This window comes from Pseudanabaena sp. UWO310 (assembly GCF_006861605.1).
In the GTDB taxonomy this organism is placed as follows: domain Bacteria; phylum Cyanobacteriota; class Cyanobacteriia; order Pseudanabaenales; family Pseudanabaenaceae; genus Pseudanabaena.
The window spans coordinates 1-14,124 of sequence record NZ_SELU01000026.1 but is presented as its reverse complement, the minus strand read 5'-3'; the positions used below and the strand labels follow the sequence as shown (position 1 = coordinate 14,124).

Annotated in this window: 14 protein-coding genes; 2 read left to right on the top strand and 12 right to left on the bottom strand. The window is 41.8% G+C overall.

Going from position 1 to position 14,124, the window contains the following annotated elements:
• Positions 1–73: 73 nt before the first annotated feature.
• Together PseudUWO310_RS10435 and PseudUWO310_RS10430 are read right to left on the bottom strand one after the other, a co-directional pair.
• Complete coding sequence (locus PseudUWO310_RS10435; RefSeq protein ID WP_142600839.1) at positions 74–1,081, bottom strand: hypothetical protein; 1,008 nt, start codon at positions 1,079–1,081, stop codon at positions 74–76.
• A gap of 105 nt (positions 1,082–1,186) precedes the next feature.
• Positions 1,187–2,137, bottom strand: a complete 951-nt coding sequence (locus PseudUWO310_RS10430; protein WP_142600836.1) for a hypothetical protein — start codon at positions 2,135–2,137, stop codon at positions 1,187–1,189.
• 112 nt (positions 2,138–2,249) lie between these two features.
• Between PseudUWO310_RS10430 and lipA the strand changes: the two genes are divergently transcribed.
• Complete coding sequence (gene lipA / locus PseudUWO310_RS10425) at positions 2,250–3,125, top strand: lipoyl synthase (RefSeq protein ID WP_142600834.1); 876 nt, start codon at positions 2,250–2,252, stop codon at positions 3,123–3,125.
• 178 nt (positions 3,126–3,303) lie between these two features.
• Here the strand turns inward: lipA and PseudUWO310_RS10420 are convergent, their stop codons facing one another.
• Both PseudUWO310_RS10420 and PseudUWO310_RS10415 read right to left on the bottom strand, forming a co-directional pair.
• Positions 3,304–5,178 (bottom strand): ATP-binding protein, encoded by a 1,875-nt coding sequence (locus tag PseudUWO310_RS10420; protein ID WP_142600831.1) that lies wholly within the window; start codon positions 5,176–5,178, stop codon positions 3,304–3,306.
• Between the two features lie 750 nt (positions 5,179–5,928).
• A complete protein-coding gene (locus tag PseudUWO310_RS10415; RefSeq protein WP_142600829.1) occupies positions 5,929–6,795 on the bottom strand; it encodes a hypothetical protein in 867 nt (288 codons plus the stop codon).
• A gap of 179 nt (positions 6,796–6,974) precedes the next feature.
• Here PseudUWO310_RS10415 and PseudUWO310_RS10410 point away from each other — a divergent pair, with 179 nt between their 5' ends.
• Positions 6,975–7,163, top strand: coding sequence for a CPXCG motif-containing cysteine-rich protein (locus PseudUWO310_RS10410; protein WP_142600827.1), 189 nt, complete (start codon positions 6,975–6,977; stop codon positions 7,161–7,163).
• Between the two features lie 49 nt (positions 7,164–7,212).
• Here PseudUWO310_RS10410 and PseudUWO310_RS10405 read toward each other — a convergent pair whose 3' ends face one another.
• From PseudUWO310_RS10405 to PseudUWO310_RS10370, 8 genes are all read right to left on the bottom strand, one after another.
• The gene (locus PseudUWO310_RS10405) at positions 7,213–8,304 is read right to left on the bottom strand and encodes an adenylate/guanylate cyclase domain-containing protein (RefSeq protein ID WP_142600825.1); all 1,092 of its coding nucleotides are present in this window, start codon (positions 8,302–8,304) and stop codon (positions 7,213–7,215) included.
• 80 nt (positions 8,305–8,384) lie between these two features.
• Positions 8,385–9,137 (bottom strand): molybdopterin-dependent oxidoreductase, encoded by a 753-nt coding sequence (locus PseudUWO310_RS10400; RefSeq protein ID WP_142600822.1) that lies wholly within the window; start codon positions 9,135–9,137, stop codon positions 8,385–8,387.
• 163 nt (positions 9,138–9,300) lie between these two features.
• On the bottom strand, positions 9,301–9,945 hold the full coding sequence (locus PseudUWO310_RS10395; protein WP_142600820.1) for a cytochrome b/b6 domain-containing protein: 645 nt from the start codon (positions 9,943–9,945) through the stop codon (positions 9,301–9,303).
• A gap of 162 nt (positions 9,946–10,107) precedes the next feature.
• A complete protein-coding gene (locus PseudUWO310_RS10390; protein WP_142600818.1) occupies positions 10,108–10,815 on the bottom strand; it encodes a cytochrome c biogenesis CcdA family protein in 708 nt (235 codons plus the stop codon).
• 11 nt (positions 10,816–10,826) lie between these two features.
• Positions 10,827–11,474, bottom strand: a complete 648-nt coding sequence (locus PseudUWO310_RS10385; protein ID WP_142600816.1) for a thioredoxin family protein — start codon at positions 11,472–11,474, stop codon at positions 10,827–10,829.
• 167 nt (positions 11,475–11,641) lie between these two features.
• Positions 11,642–12,058, bottom strand: a complete 417-nt coding sequence (locus PseudUWO310_RS10380; protein ID WP_142600813.1) for a pentapeptide MXKDX repeat protein — start codon at positions 12,056–12,058, stop codon at positions 11,642–11,644.
• A gap of 356 nt (positions 12,059–12,414) precedes the next feature.
• Complete coding sequence (locus PseudUWO310_RS10375; RefSeq protein WP_142600810.1) at positions 12,415–13,272, bottom strand: anti-sigma factor domain-containing protein; 858 nt, start codon at positions 13,270–13,272, stop codon at positions 12,415–12,417.
• Between the two features lie 12 nt (positions 13,273–13,284).
• A complete protein-coding gene (locus PseudUWO310_RS10370; protein ID WP_142600807.1) occupies positions 13,285–13,851 on the bottom strand; it encodes a sigma-70 family RNA polymerase sigma factor in 567 nt (188 codons plus the stop codon).
• Positions 13,852–14,124: the final 273 nt, after the last annotated feature.

Sequence of the window (14,124 nt, the reverse complement as noted above, 5' to 3'; positions counted from 1 at the left end):
AGTGGGCGATATACTCTTCTCGGTTTTAATTATGCTGAACTACTTATTGATTCATGTTGCTTCTAAAAGTAGTTCAGTCTACTCTCAAATTTAAGGTTTCGGCTAGCACTCGATTCAGTATTGCAGTGCGATCGCTTGGCAAGTAACGCTTTAGGGAAGCATCCCACGAAAAAGTTTTTTGCCAGTCGTTATCCAGTGCTTTTATTTGCAGATCGTAATACCCATCTGTCTTTTTTGGGAGAACTACAATTACATTCTCACCTTCATAGAGCGAGTGCTGACGAGTTCCATCTTTATTCCATGATCCCGCTATATTTTGATAAAAGTATATTGGCTCAGATAGAATGTTAACAATTTGATTATTATCAATCATAAAAAGTGTCAGAACTTCAAAATAGCCAAAGCCACCAGCATACCCATCATTTGTCCCAATTCTTATACCAAAGGCTGTCTGAGTATCGCTTACCCGATAAGGAGCAAGGTCAAACTCTTTATATCTTCCTTTCGGCAGAAGAAATTTTTTCTCAAGGCTATCCGATCTGAATTGTTCGGTTATTATAAAAAGCCATCCAACCCGAATTTCAAGTGATTTAGCAATTAACTTTGGCTTAGACTCTACTGGGTCGTATTCTATTAATCCCACATAAACAACGTCGTCTCTATCGCGATTTTCCTTTTCACATGAATTACGATCGAAAGATGATATTCGACCTTCGTATTCATTTTGGGTTCGGGCAAAACAAGTAATGACAACATAGCTATTTGACCTATAGGGAAAAGCTTTAGCGCCAACCACGATCGCAAGGTTAGGATTCTGATTAGGAGCAAGTAGCCTAATAAGATCTTTAGCATTTAGACCAGAGGGTAGTTTCATTCCCAATTTATCAACTTCGGGAATGCCATCTAACTCCTCATGAAAATTAGTGAGTCCATTCTTATTCTCAAACAGTCTTGATACCTGATTGAGAGATTGTGCAGGTTTCGGTGATGGGCTCTGTTCAGTATTTTCAGCAAAACTGATCGCAGCAAAGAATGTAGCAAAAACTGAAATAAAGAAAAGCGTCAATATTCTTAGCTTCATAGTTGATTCTCCTCAGTTGCGAATTGCTCAACGCTATATCTAGTAATGTTAGAATATAAGATGCTACGAAACTTGAACAACTTGTAAAAGATAGATAAATTTATTTCATTCAAAGGGTAGGTAACGCTTTTGGGAAGCATTCCAGAAAAAAGCTCTCTGCCAATCGCTATGTAGCGATTTTATTTGCAGATCGTAGTAGCCATCTGTTTGACTTGGTAAAACTACCAGAACGTTCTCATCTTCATAAAGAGAATGCTGCCGAGTTCCATTTTTGTTCCATGCCCCTGCTATATTTTTATTAAAGTACATAGGTTCAGAGAATATATTAACTATCCGATTGTTATCGACTATGAAAAGCGCAAGATCTTCAAAATAACCATGACCACCAGAATAGATTTCTGAGTGAGTTACACGCAAACCAAAAGCAGTCTGAGCATCGCTTATTTTAAACGGAGCAAAATCGAAATGTTCGTAATCTCCACGCGGCAGATGGTCTATATTTAGTCGGTCGAGAGATCTAAATTGTTTGTAGGTTGTGAAATCCCAATTTATCTGATTTTCAAGTGATTTAGCAATTAAATTTGATTTGGATTTTATGGGATCGTATTCTATTAATCCTAGGTATACAACATCATCTCGTCCGTAGTCTTTTTTTCTACACGTTCTGCGTGTAACTGCTTTCACACGATTGTATTCACTTTTTGTTCGAGCAAAACAGGCAATAACAATATAGCTGTTTAATCGATGAGGAAATGCTTTAGTACTAACAGCGATCGCAAGTTCTGCATCTTCATGAGGCGCAATCATCCGAGCAATATCTTTACTGGTCAGACCAAGTGATAAATTTGTTCCTAAGTCATCAAACTTGGTTATACCACTTAAATCTTCTAGATAGTTAGTGAGTTCATACTTATTCTCAAATATTTTGGGTAGCTCATCTAGAGAATGTAATCGTTTAGTAGGTAGACGTAAATCGATATTTTGGGCATGGGCGATCGCAGCAAAGAATGTAGCAAAAGCTGAAATAAAGAAAAGTGTCAATATTCTTAGCTTCATATGCGATTCTCCTCGCGTGCGAATTGCTCAACGCTATATCTAGTAATGTTAGAATATAAAATGTGACAAAAATTGCATCAACAATAAATAAAAGTTAAATTTAGATAAATTTATGGTGGTCAAACCAGATTGGTTGCGAGTAAAAGCCCCACAGTGGGAGCGCGTTGGCAATGTTAAAGAAGTCCTGCGCGACTTGGGGCTAAATACTGTGTGCGAAGAAGCATCTTGCCCAAATATTGGCGAATGCTTTAACCAAGGTACTGCCACATTTTTAATTATGGGACCCGCTTGCACCCGAGCCTGTCCCTACTGCGATATTGATTTTGAAAAGAAGCCCCAAGCCCTCGATCCGATGGAACCGATTAACCTCGGAGAAGCAGTACGGCGGATGAATTTAAAGCATGTCGTGGTAACTTCCGTTAATCGTGATGATTTGCCCGATGGTGGCGCTTCGCAATTTGTACGCTGTATCGAAGAGATTCGCAAATTGATGCCACAGACCACGATCGAGCTTCTCATCCCCGATCTCTGTGCCAATTGGGAAGCATTAGAAACGATTCTTTCCGCTCGTCCCCATGTGCTGAATCATAATACGGAAACTGTGCCAAGACTTTATCGCCGTGTTCGTCCACAGGGAGACTACCAGCGCAGTTTGGAACTCCTACGCCGCGCCCGTGAAATAGCGCCTTGGGTCTATACCAAGTCAGGAATTATGGTAGGTATGGGCGAAACCGATGAGGAAGTAAGAGAAGTAATGCGCGATTTGCGAGTAGTAGATTGCGACATCATCACCATCGGTCAATATCTCCAACCTTCCGCTAAGCATTTGACTTTGCATGAGTTTGTCACACCTGAGCAGTTTGAAACATGGCGCATTGCTGGTGAAGAAATGGGATTTTTGCAAGTGGTTTCTTCGCCGCTTACGCGCAGTTCCTATCATGCTGAGCAGGTGCAAGCCTTGATGAAGCTATATCCAAAGGAAGTTTAGTGATAGATTGAGGCATGGCGATCGCAATATCACCCCATTTTTTGTAAAAGCGATCGCCCCTCAACAAAGTCAGAAAAATCATGCAAATATACTGGTCGCTCGAACAAGTTCCCGAACTAGCTAACCTTTTGGAATAATTGGAGCGGCGATCGCTATGGGTGTCATAGCGATCGTAGACTCAACTCCTAGGAAGTTTTGGTGGATTAATCGGAATCTCAATCTCAAACTCTGTTCCCTGTCCATGAGCAGAGTGACATTGCAATCTACCCTGATGGGTTTTTGTGACGATTTGGTAGCTGATAGCTAGCCCCATCCCAGTACCCTTACCAATTGGCTTGGTAGTAAAAAACGGATCGAAGATCCGCGATTGAATCTCCGTAGGAATCCCCAGCCCATTGTCTTTGATGCGAATCACCACCATCTCCGACTTGACTTCCGTCGCTATCCAAATCTTGGGAGCAGTGATAACGGTATCTCGAATTAACGCAGATGTACTCCCCACACTTTTTCCATTACCCATACTTTCAAGGGCATCGATCGCATTACTGAGAATATTCATAAACACTTGGTTGACTTGCCCAGCGTAGCATTCCACTGGTGGAATCGAGCCATAGTTCTTAATGATTTCGATCCCTAGTCGCTCAGGCGTTGGCTGAGTTCGACTTTGCAGAATCATCAAAGTACTATCGATGCCATCGTGAATAGAGACTTCTTTGACTTCAGCCTCATCCAATTGAGAAAATACTCGTAAGGAGCGGGTAATCTCCTTAATTCTTTGGGTACCGATTGCCATCGAAGTGAGTAATTTCGGTAAATCCTGAAGCATAAACTCTAAATCTAGTGCAACGAGTTCTGTCTGGATAATTTCATCGGGATGGGGATAATGGGTCTGATAGAGTTTGATTAATGCCAAGAGATTTTGAATATAAACTGTAGCATGGTGCAAATTGCCATGGATGAAATTAATCGGATTGTTGATCTCATGAGCCACCCCTGCTACTAATTGCCCTAGCCCTGACATTTTCTCACTCTGGATCATTTGTAATTGGGCTTGGTGTAATTCTTCCATCGTCTCGTTCAGTAGTTTGACCTGCTGGGTTTCCCGTTCTGCCCGATCGCGAACTTGCTCGATCAATTGCATCTGCCGCCAAGCCCCAGCAATGGCAATTAATAATAAACTACCCAAAACCATCGCCAACAGATTTAAAGCATCTAGTTGGGATTCAATATTAGAGCGGGGAATGACCAAGGCGATCGACCAATTTGTCTCTTGTAAAGGTACATAGGCAACATATTGTTCCATTCCGTCCATTTGGATTAAAGCAATCCCTTTAGCCCGATGCGTCATCTGCTGCGCGATCTGAGCCAGATTAGGGTTGGCTGATTCTAAAAAGCTCAGGGCAGGACGTTCTTGGGTTCCAATCAAGGCTGAGTTAGGATGAGCGATCGGAACTCCTTTCGAGTTCAACATAAAGGCATAGCTGCCTGACCCCATCTGTAATCTTTTCACTACTTGCACCACTTTATCGACCTTGATATTTCCACTCAGTGCTCCCACTGGAATAGGGCTTTGAGTTTGGATAATGGGGGCGCTAACATTAATCTGGGGGAGTCCTGTAGAGTGAGAAATTACTGGGTCAGCAACGATCGCCTTCCCCTGTATTGCCTGAGTAAACCAATCGCGATCCTTGACATTAAATTTGGTTCGTCCCAATTGGGTGGAGTAGTAAGAGCCATCGGGTTCCGCTACCAAAAAGAGAAAGAAATCTGGCAGTCGCTTAGCTTCAGACTGGAGATAGGGCTGGATGTTTGACCAGTCCATCGTTTTCAGGATAGGAGTATTAGCAAGGGTTGCAATCTCAGTTTTACAAGTAAGAAGCCAACGATCAACATCATCCACCCCATGCTCCACGGAAAGCAGAGTTGCTTGCTTGATATTAGAGAGAATAATCTCGCGTACAATTCGATAGCTAATACTGGCTGCTAACCCTGCAATTAAGGTAAAGAATGTTAAAAACAACAGGCTAACTATGTTGCGGGTCTTCCATTTCATTCTCTTGGATTTGCTCACTTGGATTTTCTCAGTCTATTTTTTCTTGTCTATTTCCTATTCCCCAAATCAACTTAGTCTAAACTCCAGTTTTATCAATAATTTTCAAACCTTAATAGTAAGTCAAAGACAATTAAATTCATAGAGATATTTCTATGATTATTAAAGGATTAAGGAATAAAAGTGCGACTGCTTCCTTAGCCATGAAACTTTAATAATCAAAGATAAATTAGAATTTCTTAATGCATTTCCCCCATTTCACGGGCAATTCACCTTCATTTTTTCATTTATAGTTAAACTTCTATCATTCTGATATCTGCGATCGCATCAGCACTGATGTAATCTATCAGGTCACATATCAGGCAATTACTTAGATCGGTATCTAATCCCTCTAAATACGTAAGGATTCAGGTACTTCAAACGCAGTCACAGAGTCACTATAAAATATGAATTCCTTGGGTAATAAGTATGCGATTGCAACTGTATGGTACTGAATTCATCTAAAGAAATAAATGGTTCTATTCGCCTAAAACATCACCTCAAAGTCTGCGATCGCCTTTACAATGACAAAACCCAAAAAGCGATGACAACTAAATCCAAAAAGCACTGATCGCATACTCATCCTAAAAAAGTGATCGCAGTGATTAGCAGCATATATGCGGCTATTGGTGCGATCGTTCTGGAAAATGATTTCCTTGAAGAGTAGACTTGTCGTCGTTATCGTAGCTATGTTATCGGCATAGATCGTCTTAACTATAAAATATTTGTTTGCAAGTCTGAAAAAACAACTGATTTTAGAGAAGTCTTCTTGTGAGTGTCGTAAAGCATTACAGCTAACGCTGCAAGATAGTCAGCAAAATTATTGTCATTGAAATAGATTTCTAGTTCTACAATCTCTCGTATAAAGGATGTCTCGCTAGCAAAATTTATCACATTAAGTCCATCTGCCCATTCATACCAATCTGCTATTACTTTTTCAACAAGATTATAGTTTGCACTATTTCCTTTTTTTAATTTTGCCGACATTTGTATTTTAGATGTATTACAACTGACATCCCAGCAACTTAGATTTATTGTGTTTGGATTTCCTAGTTCGTAAACATGATATCTTTTCATCTTTGTCCATATAGAAAGTGCAATATTTGAGCTTAATATAGATTTGGCTTTTGGATGAGAATAGAGGGGGGCAAGCAATTCTTTCTCGTCTAATATGCTTGATTCTATCTTTTTTCTGACTAAAGTATCGATTTTAATCAATTTTCTGATTTCGTCATCACTACTATGTGTAATCTCAAACACTTCGTCATAATAATCTGCAAGTAGATAATCATAAGGAAATTCCAGAACATATTTAACTCGTGGGTTCTGAGAAGCAGAAGTCCAATCCTTAAAAAACTCTTTTTTGGCAATAATTCGGGCATAGTTCACTGACATATTAGAGCGTGTTTGAGAAGTTTTTGGAAATAAAAAAAGCTCCCAAAGGTATAGCCTGTCAATATACAAAAACAAAGACAGCCTTATGGAAGCAACAAAGAAATCATACCCCACAGACTTAACCGATAACCAGTGGGAACTGATAAAAGACTTGATTCCAGCCGCAGGAACAGGAGGACGAAACACCTATTGAGCCATCTTGATTTGCTATCTCAAGTTAATAAGTAAGAAGATCGCCTTATTTTATGGGGGATCTGAATGGGCGATCGCTTGCTGATTTTGATTAGGGGCGATCGCTCTGGGGGACTTTGAGAAATATGTAAACTATGCAGTAAATCGCTTACAATAGAATCAAATTTTGAACTATGCAAGATACTGCTGAATACATCTGCGCTTTTTGTGGAGAGACTAATACGACATTTGTTGATTTTAGTGGAGGAATGCAACAGTCGTATGTCGAAGATTGTCAAGTTTGCTGTCAGCCCAATATTTTGTATATTGAAATTGACGAAGACACCCTCGATATCGAAATTAATAGCGAACCAGAAAGTTAATGTATAAAAGGTCTGTGCTGCCCTTATAGAGGGCAGCACAGGCTTTTAGCTACTTAGCACTCATCCGCAAAACTGATATCGGCTCGCTCAGTCCTTTTAAAATAACTGAACTCTCTTCGTAAAAATAACCATCTATGTCCTCGATCGCAAAAGACTGACTTCGCGAAGATACGGTCAAAACAATATCATTTCCTTTGCTCAACCCTTGAACCCTTGCCGCAGTGTTTACTGTCGTCCCAAAGTAATCCGAGCGATCGTTGAGGTTAACACAGATACAAGGTCCCGTATGTACGCCCACTTTCAGAATTAACTGTTGATTTTCAGATTCAAAGCTGCGATTGAAATCCCTCATTTTGGCTTGCATGGCGATCGCCGCTTTAAGTCCATCATCGGAGGAAGTAAATGTCGCCATAATGGCATCGCCAATAGTTTTAATTACCGCTCCATTATGTTCGTCAACGATGGTAAAGAGAAAGTTAAAATGCTGACGGACGAGACTATAGGCTTGGGGATCGCCCTTTTCATTATAGAGAGCAGTAGAACCAGCCAGATCGGTAAATAGAATGGTAACCTGCCGAATCAATAAACTCTCATTAGGGGGAATAGTCTCGCGGGGAAATAGTTCGCGAAACATCTGTAAGGTTAAGAGACGGTGTCCTGAGACAACTCCATAATGGGCATCGATTCGATCGCGAAATGTGGGATCGTTCGCTTCTGGTGAAAGCGATCGCAATCGGTTGTCAATACTAAAAGCAACTCGCACCTGTCGATCTGCATCCGATTCATGGGTATGGCGGCAGTCGAGACAGGGACAGGTATGTGTGGTCCTAATATCACCCAGTTTCCCTAGGGCTAAATCAACTCTCAGACATTGTGGACATTGAATATCCCAATTAAGAGAAACTATTCCCTCCTTTAAGGCGACTACTAAAAGATTTAAAGCTTCACGTTCTGAAAGTTGCAACCGATCGGCAATTAGGTGCGGATTGACATGAAAGAGAAAACGCTCGTCTTGATTTTGCAAAAAATCAATAAAGCGCTCCTGCACTACCGAACTAATTCCGTATTGACTCAAAGATTTTACAGCTTTGGCGATCGCGCTATTGGTGTGATGTCTAGATACATTAAAGATTTCTAGCATAGTCTTATTTTACCTGCCGCTAAGCGATGAATTTGATAAATTACGATCGGATGCGTCCCAATTGTAATATCTTCTCAAACTTATAGCCCTGCAAACCACTCATAACCTTCATCTACCCAATAACCCCGACGTTGGCGAAGTTCATTGGTAAAAGTAACTCGCGTTACCCATTTTGATTGCTTATAACCGAGTTTGATCGGGGAAGCTAAACGGAGAGGCGCACCATTTTCAACGGGAATATCGCTACCATTTTTCTGATAGGCAAGGATCGTTTGAGGGTGCAAAGCTGAGGCAATATCCCAGCTTTCATAGTAACTATCCGCCGATTCAAAATAGACATAACGCGCCCCCGCCTTGGGCTGTACTAGCTTGGCGAGATCGTACAGGCGCACCCCTCCCCACTGCACGATCGCCGCCCAGCCCTCCACGCAAACATGACGAATTACCATCGAAATTAAGGGTAGCGATCGCACATCATTCATGTTCAATTGTAGGGGATTATTCACAGCTCCATCGATTACTAATTTAAAAGAATTCAGATCGATCATGGGAGTCGTATCGAAGGAATTAATTAGCAAAGCATTAGGCTCGATCGCACTGACGGGATATTCTGGTGCGGGATTTTTGGCTTGAAAAATCAACTCTTCAATACCTTGATTGAGCGGCTCGAATAAAGCCCTTACATTTGCTGTCTGCGGATGGAGTGGTTTAAAAACAGAAGTGGAATTAGAAGCACCACAACTTCCTAAGAACAATCCCATGCCCGAAAGACCAGCATACTGCATTAATTGACGGCGCGAAAATCGGCGTTGGGGATATCGATCGAATTGCATATTTGATAACCTGAAGGAATTTCCTAATGTTTTATATTGCTTAGCGTTATAGCTACAGCCATTGTGGTTAAGACCTAAAACCCAAAATAGAGTTGCGGCGCGAAGCGCCGCAACTCTATTTTGGGTTTTGGGTTTGTCCTAACATAACTGGTTACCGCTATAACTAAATAAACATCGAGCGAATCATTTTCAAACCACCCACCCTAAAGGAAAGAAAAATATGGGCGATAGTAAAAATCAAAACGATGGGAATCGTCAAAAAATGGGCAATGCGAAGATTTTGCCAACTTCCAAATAAGCCAGAAACCCATGCAAACTGTACAGGCTTATACATGCACAAACCAGAGAGAATCGCGAGGATAAGAATGGGAACGATCGCTGTGTAGGCAAAACGATGCCAAGCATAGTTCTTACGTTTAGGATTTTTGGCTTGTAATGCCTGAATATCTTTGTCCGAGGCAAATCTATGTTTCCAGCGGCGAGTAATAAAAATATAGATTCCATAAATGAGCAAACTCATGGAAAATACCCACATTGAGGCAAAGTGCCAGTTCCTTCCTGCTCCCAGCCATCCACCCAAGAGGATTTCCTTAGGGAAACGCCATCCCGCGCGTCCGCCAAATACTGGATTGGCGTTATAAATTTGCAGTCCGCTCGCAGTCATAAAGATTAGCGCCAAGATATTAATAGAATGAAAAGCTTTGACAAAAATCGCCTGCTTGGGGGCAGGGGCAGATTTTGGATTTGCAGATTTTGGATTTGCAGATTTTGGATTTGCAGATTTTGGATTTGCAGATTTTGGACTCATAGATTTAGGGGAGTGAGGGAATAATCTGGCTTGATTAAGTAGCTAGGCATAAGTAAACTTAAAACCTAGAAGAGCGTACCGCCCGCTTAGCGGGCGGTACGCTCTCTGGTTTTGTTTTTTTTTAAATTATGCATAGCTGCTTAATCTGGCTTGTAATCGAATTCATAGTTGCCATACTGGAAAGAATGGGGCTAACCAAATTTGTAATTTAACATCCCATCCGAGAATAATGGCGATCGCGGTAATAGATATCAACACACCGCCAAGCTTTTGCAAAAATTGACTGTGCGATCGCAGTTTTAGAAATGAATTGCTAAAATACCGACTGGCATAGGCAAGTAATAATATTGGTATGCCCGTTCCCAAACCATAAACGAGCAGCAAAATTAGCGCAGTTAGAATCTCGTGTTTCGCCGCCGCTAAAATCAGAATGCTTCCTAATACAGAACCAGCGCAAGGAGTCCATAACAGCCCCAATTGCGTTCCCAACCAAAATTCGGCAAATAAGTTAACTTCAGTTGATTCTTTTACCTTAAAAACAGGAAATTTACTGGATATCTTACTGACTAAAAGGTAATTCCACCGAGGAAAAATTGATAACAGTCCTAGCCCAAGCAAAAAAGCGATCGCGATAATTCTCGCAAAATTACTGAATCCTGTCAGCCAATTACTGGCGATACCTAGCAGACTTCCCGCCACCGCAAATCCACTAATTAATCCGCCCACTAAAGTAAGGGGAGCATAGCGATGGGTCTGTAGCGATCTGCCCACAATAATCGGCAAAATTGGCAAAATACATGGGGAAAGAGCCGTTAACAAACCACCCAAGAGCGCTAATCCGATAGATAACAGCGAAAGAGAGAGCGTCATGCCCTGATCTCCTATCCTAATAGTTGTTTGATGGTTTGCTCAGTAAGGTTGTATGAACCTTCGCCAATGCGATCGTAGACAATATTGCCTTGGCGATCAGCTAAATAAATATGCGGCCAGTACTCGTTTCCGTAGGCATTCCAAGTTTTAAACTCGTTATCAATGGGAACGGGATAGTTAATGCCATGTTTCTGCATGGCATCCTTGATATTATTGACATCCCGCTCAAAGGCAAATTCTGGGGTATGGATACCAATAACCTTTAATCCTTTAGCGGCATAGCGATCGTGCCATCCCGTGACATAGGGTAATGTCCGTTGGCAGTTAATACAGCTAAAAGTCCAGAACTGAATCAAGACAATATTTCCCTTTAAGTCTTGAATTGACAAAGGATTAGTATTTAGCCATTGAGAGATGCCTTGAAATTCTTGTAATTTTTGACCCGAAGTATTATTTACAGCCACGGTAGTAACTTCAGAATTATTGGTTGATTGGCTGACATCTGGTTTAGGCGCAGTGCTTGCCAAATCCTTAGAATTGATTGCTTGAGAAGAATTGCTAGAGCTAAATTGAGCAGCACAGGCAGCACTGCCAATTCCTAATGTTCCCAATCCTATATAGGTGAAAAAGCGACGACGATACAGTAAGTTTTTACTCATTGTAAACTTTCCTCCAATTTAATACCAAGTCACTAAAGTGTTGGCTCACTTCAGCGAATTAAAAAACAAACCCAGTCAGGTTTTGCGATTCCCAAAATGGCGTTGCCATTTTGGGAATTGGAATAACTGGCATATTTAACTGGCATATTTAACCAAGTTTTGAGAGATTAAGGCTTTGCATTAGCAGGCTTACTATCTTTCATGGCATCGCTCTTCATCGCATCACTCTTCATCGCATCGCTCTTCATCGCATCACTCTTCATCGCATCGCTCTTCGTAGAATCAATAGGCTTGCCATCTTTCATGGCATCGCTCTTCATCGCATCGCCAGTCTTATCTTTCATGGCATCGCTCTTCATGGCATCACTCTTCATAGAATCATTAGGCTTGCTATCTTTCATGGCATCGCTCTTCATTGCATCGCCAGTCTTATCCTTCATCGCATCGCTCTTCATCGCGTCAGCAGGCTTTGCCGATGGTGCGGATTGCGCGGGAGTTGATTGTTCGGTAGATGTCGCAGTACAGGAAACAACTCCAGCAGTAAGAGTCAGCCCAGCAATAAGTCCAAGGATTCTATAGTTCATTGTTTTCATCTCTCTTTGCAAAAAATCAATATGGCGGAACCCATCGGGGTTCACTTATTTGATATACGATTGACTGAGCAAATCGGATGAAGAAATATCGCAAGCAATAATATAGCTATCGCCAAATGTAAACCCCAAGAATTGACTGGCGGCGCTTCGCGCCGCCAGTCAATTCTGTCCTAATTCAAATGACTGTAGCTATACCAAAGCTAAAAATAGCTACGCTATTTTCAGCTTTGCAAAACCTTAATGGAGTTGTCACACTTTCGTGAATTGGCTAAAAAGCCAAAAGATGAGTGGCGACGCGAAGCGTCGCCACTCATCTTTTCGTAAGCAAAACTATGGAACAACCGCTCCTATACTTCTCCCTTCATTACCATTGCCCCAGTTGGTTCGGGCATATCTTTGTTGGGTTCGATCGTAATAATTACCGTCGTGGATTGTTTGAGAGCATTAGCTAGGGGAACCTTTACAAAAACCTTGCCCTGATCGTCAGGACGAAATTGAGCGCAGTCTACTTTTTTACCATCCACGATCGCCCAAAGTCGATAGCTATTTTCCTGAGAAATGGGCATGAGATTCTGAATGCTAATCATCGCCGCCTTTTCATTGGGCGCGATCGTCACACTGCCCGAAGCCGTAGGAATTGCGCCCATACCTTTGAGAGAAATCATGCGATTGTCGGCACTTTGGAGCATGGCGATCGCCTGACGGTATTTTTGTAATTCTATTTGGTGGGTAGCAATTTGCTGACGCATTTGGTAATTATCAAAGCCCAAAGTAGCTAAGGCGATCGCACTGATACTCCCTAAACCCACCACCGCTAATTTCCACAAATTTCGTTGACTTGACGATCGCGTAATTCCCGTAGCGATGATGGACTCTTCTCTCAATAGATCTTCGATGCGAGGTTCGTTTAAAGATTCGGCTAAATTTTCGGCTAAAGCCTGCTCTACTTGCGGAACCGCAGTCGCCGCAATGCGATCGCGCAGACTAACCGCTGGCTTACTTTCACTTAGACCGAGAGGAAGAAGCGCTAGCGCTTCTTGTAAGCCATCAATTTCGGCAATGAGTTCGGGATATGTAGCAATCAGATCATGCATCTCTGTCACCTCCTCAGGCTCCAAATCGCCTAAGACATAACCCGCTAATAACTCTTCCCATTGGGGAGGATAATTGTTGGCATGATTTTTGGGATAGTTTTGTTGTGTCATATCAATTCAGTCTCACTCTAGCGTACCCTTCAAGCTTTCTCTCAACCGAATCAGCCCATTCCGCGCCCATGACTTGACAGTTCCCAAAGGTGTATCCAGCGCATTGGCAATTTCCGTTTGGCTAAGTCCATCAAAATATGCCATTTCTAAGACTTGGCGATGCTTATCGGGCAAATTTGCTAAAGCTACTTTTACCTTTTCCGAGCGTTCTGCCAATGACAAAGTTTCCATAAGTGATGAATTTCTGGTGTCATATTCTAAGGAAATATTTTGTTCCCATTTTTGCAAATGTTGCTGTTGCGATCGCGTTTTACGAATGCGGTCAATAGCACGCGATCGGGTTAACACGGTCAAAAAAGCGGCGATCGATCCTCGCTTACTATCGTAAGAAGAACTACGGCTGAGCAAGATGAAAATTTCTTGGGTTAAGTCCTCAGCCTCCTGCTGACTGCCCAAAATCCTTAATGATAGGCGGTAAACTAATTCACCATAGCGATCGTAAAAAATGCCAAAAGCCTGACTGCTACCCGCTCGCCAAGCTTGAAGTATTTCCATATCAGTTTGCTCAGAGAGTTTCATGGAGAAAGTTGATACGCATCATTACAATACCTACGCATCTTAAGGCAGAACGGATGTGGTATCAATAGGATTCAGTTCTAGTGAGCGGAGTCTGCTCTCAAATGATTAAGGATTGTCATTGAGGATTGTCATTGAGGATTGCTAAGTACCTCAGCATAATTAAAATCCACATCTAAAACCTGCGGCGTACGCGCAGCGTGCGCCGCAGGTTTTAGGGTTTTATATTTAATTAAGCCCACTTACTTAAATGAATTACACTTAATTTGTATAAGT

What these genes read in the sequence shown, in the direction of transcription:
- PseudUWO310_RS10390 (WP_142600818.1), bottom strand. Translation starts at nt 10,815, where the DNA reads ATGACGCTCTCTCTTTCGCTGTTATCTATCGGATTAGCGCTCTTGGGT.
- PseudUWO310_RS10380 (WP_142600813.1), bottom strand. Translation starts at nt 12,058, where the DNA reads ATGAACTATAGAATCCTTGGACTTATTGCTGGGCTGACTCTTACTGCT.
- PseudUWO310_RS10400 (WP_142600822.1), bottom strand. Translation starts at nt 9,137, where the DNA reads ATGCAATTCGATCGATATCCCCAACGCCGATTTTCGCGCCGTCAATTA.
- PseudUWO310_RS10385 (WP_142600816.1), bottom strand. Translation starts at nt 11,474, where the DNA reads ATGAGTAAAAACTTACTGTATCGTCGTCGCTTTTTCACCTATATAGGA.
- PseudUWO310_RS10420 (WP_142600831.1), bottom strand. Translation starts at nt 5,178, where the DNA reads ATGAAATGGAAGACCCGCAACATAGTTAGCCTGTTGTTTTTAACATTC.
- PseudUWO310_RS10410 (WP_142600827.1), top strand. Translation starts at nt 6,975, where the DNA reads ATGCAAGATACTGCTGAATACATCTGCGCTTTTTGTGGAGAGACTAAT.
- PseudUWO310_RS10435 (WP_142600839.1), bottom strand. Translation starts at nt 1,081, where the DNA reads ATGAAGCTAAGAATATTGACGCTTTTCTTTATTTCAGTTTTTGCTACA.
- lipA (WP_142600834.1), top strand. Translation starts at nt 2,250, where the DNA reads ATGGTGGTCAAACCAGATTGGTTGCGAGTAAAAGCCCCACAGTGGGAG.
- PseudUWO310_RS10395 (WP_142600820.1), bottom strand. Translation starts at nt 9,945, where the DNA reads ATGAGTCCAAAATCTGCAAATCCAAAATCTGCAAATCCAAAATCTGCA.
- PseudUWO310_RS10375 (WP_142600810.1), bottom strand. Translation starts at nt 13,272, where the DNA reads ATGACACAACAAAACTATCCCAAAAATCATGCCAACAATTATCCTCCC.
- PseudUWO310_RS10370 (WP_142600807.1), bottom strand. Translation starts at nt 13,851, where the DNA reads ATGAAACTCTCTGAGCAAACTGATATGGAAATACTTCAAGCTTGGCGA.
- PseudUWO310_RS10405 (WP_142600825.1), bottom strand. Translation starts at nt 8,304, where the DNA reads ATGCTAGAAATCTTTAATGTATCTAGACATCACACCAATAGCGCGATC.
- PseudUWO310_RS10430 (WP_142600836.1), bottom strand. Translation starts at nt 2,137, where the DNA reads ATGAAGCTAAGAATATTGACACTTTTCTTTATTTCAGCTTTTGCTACA.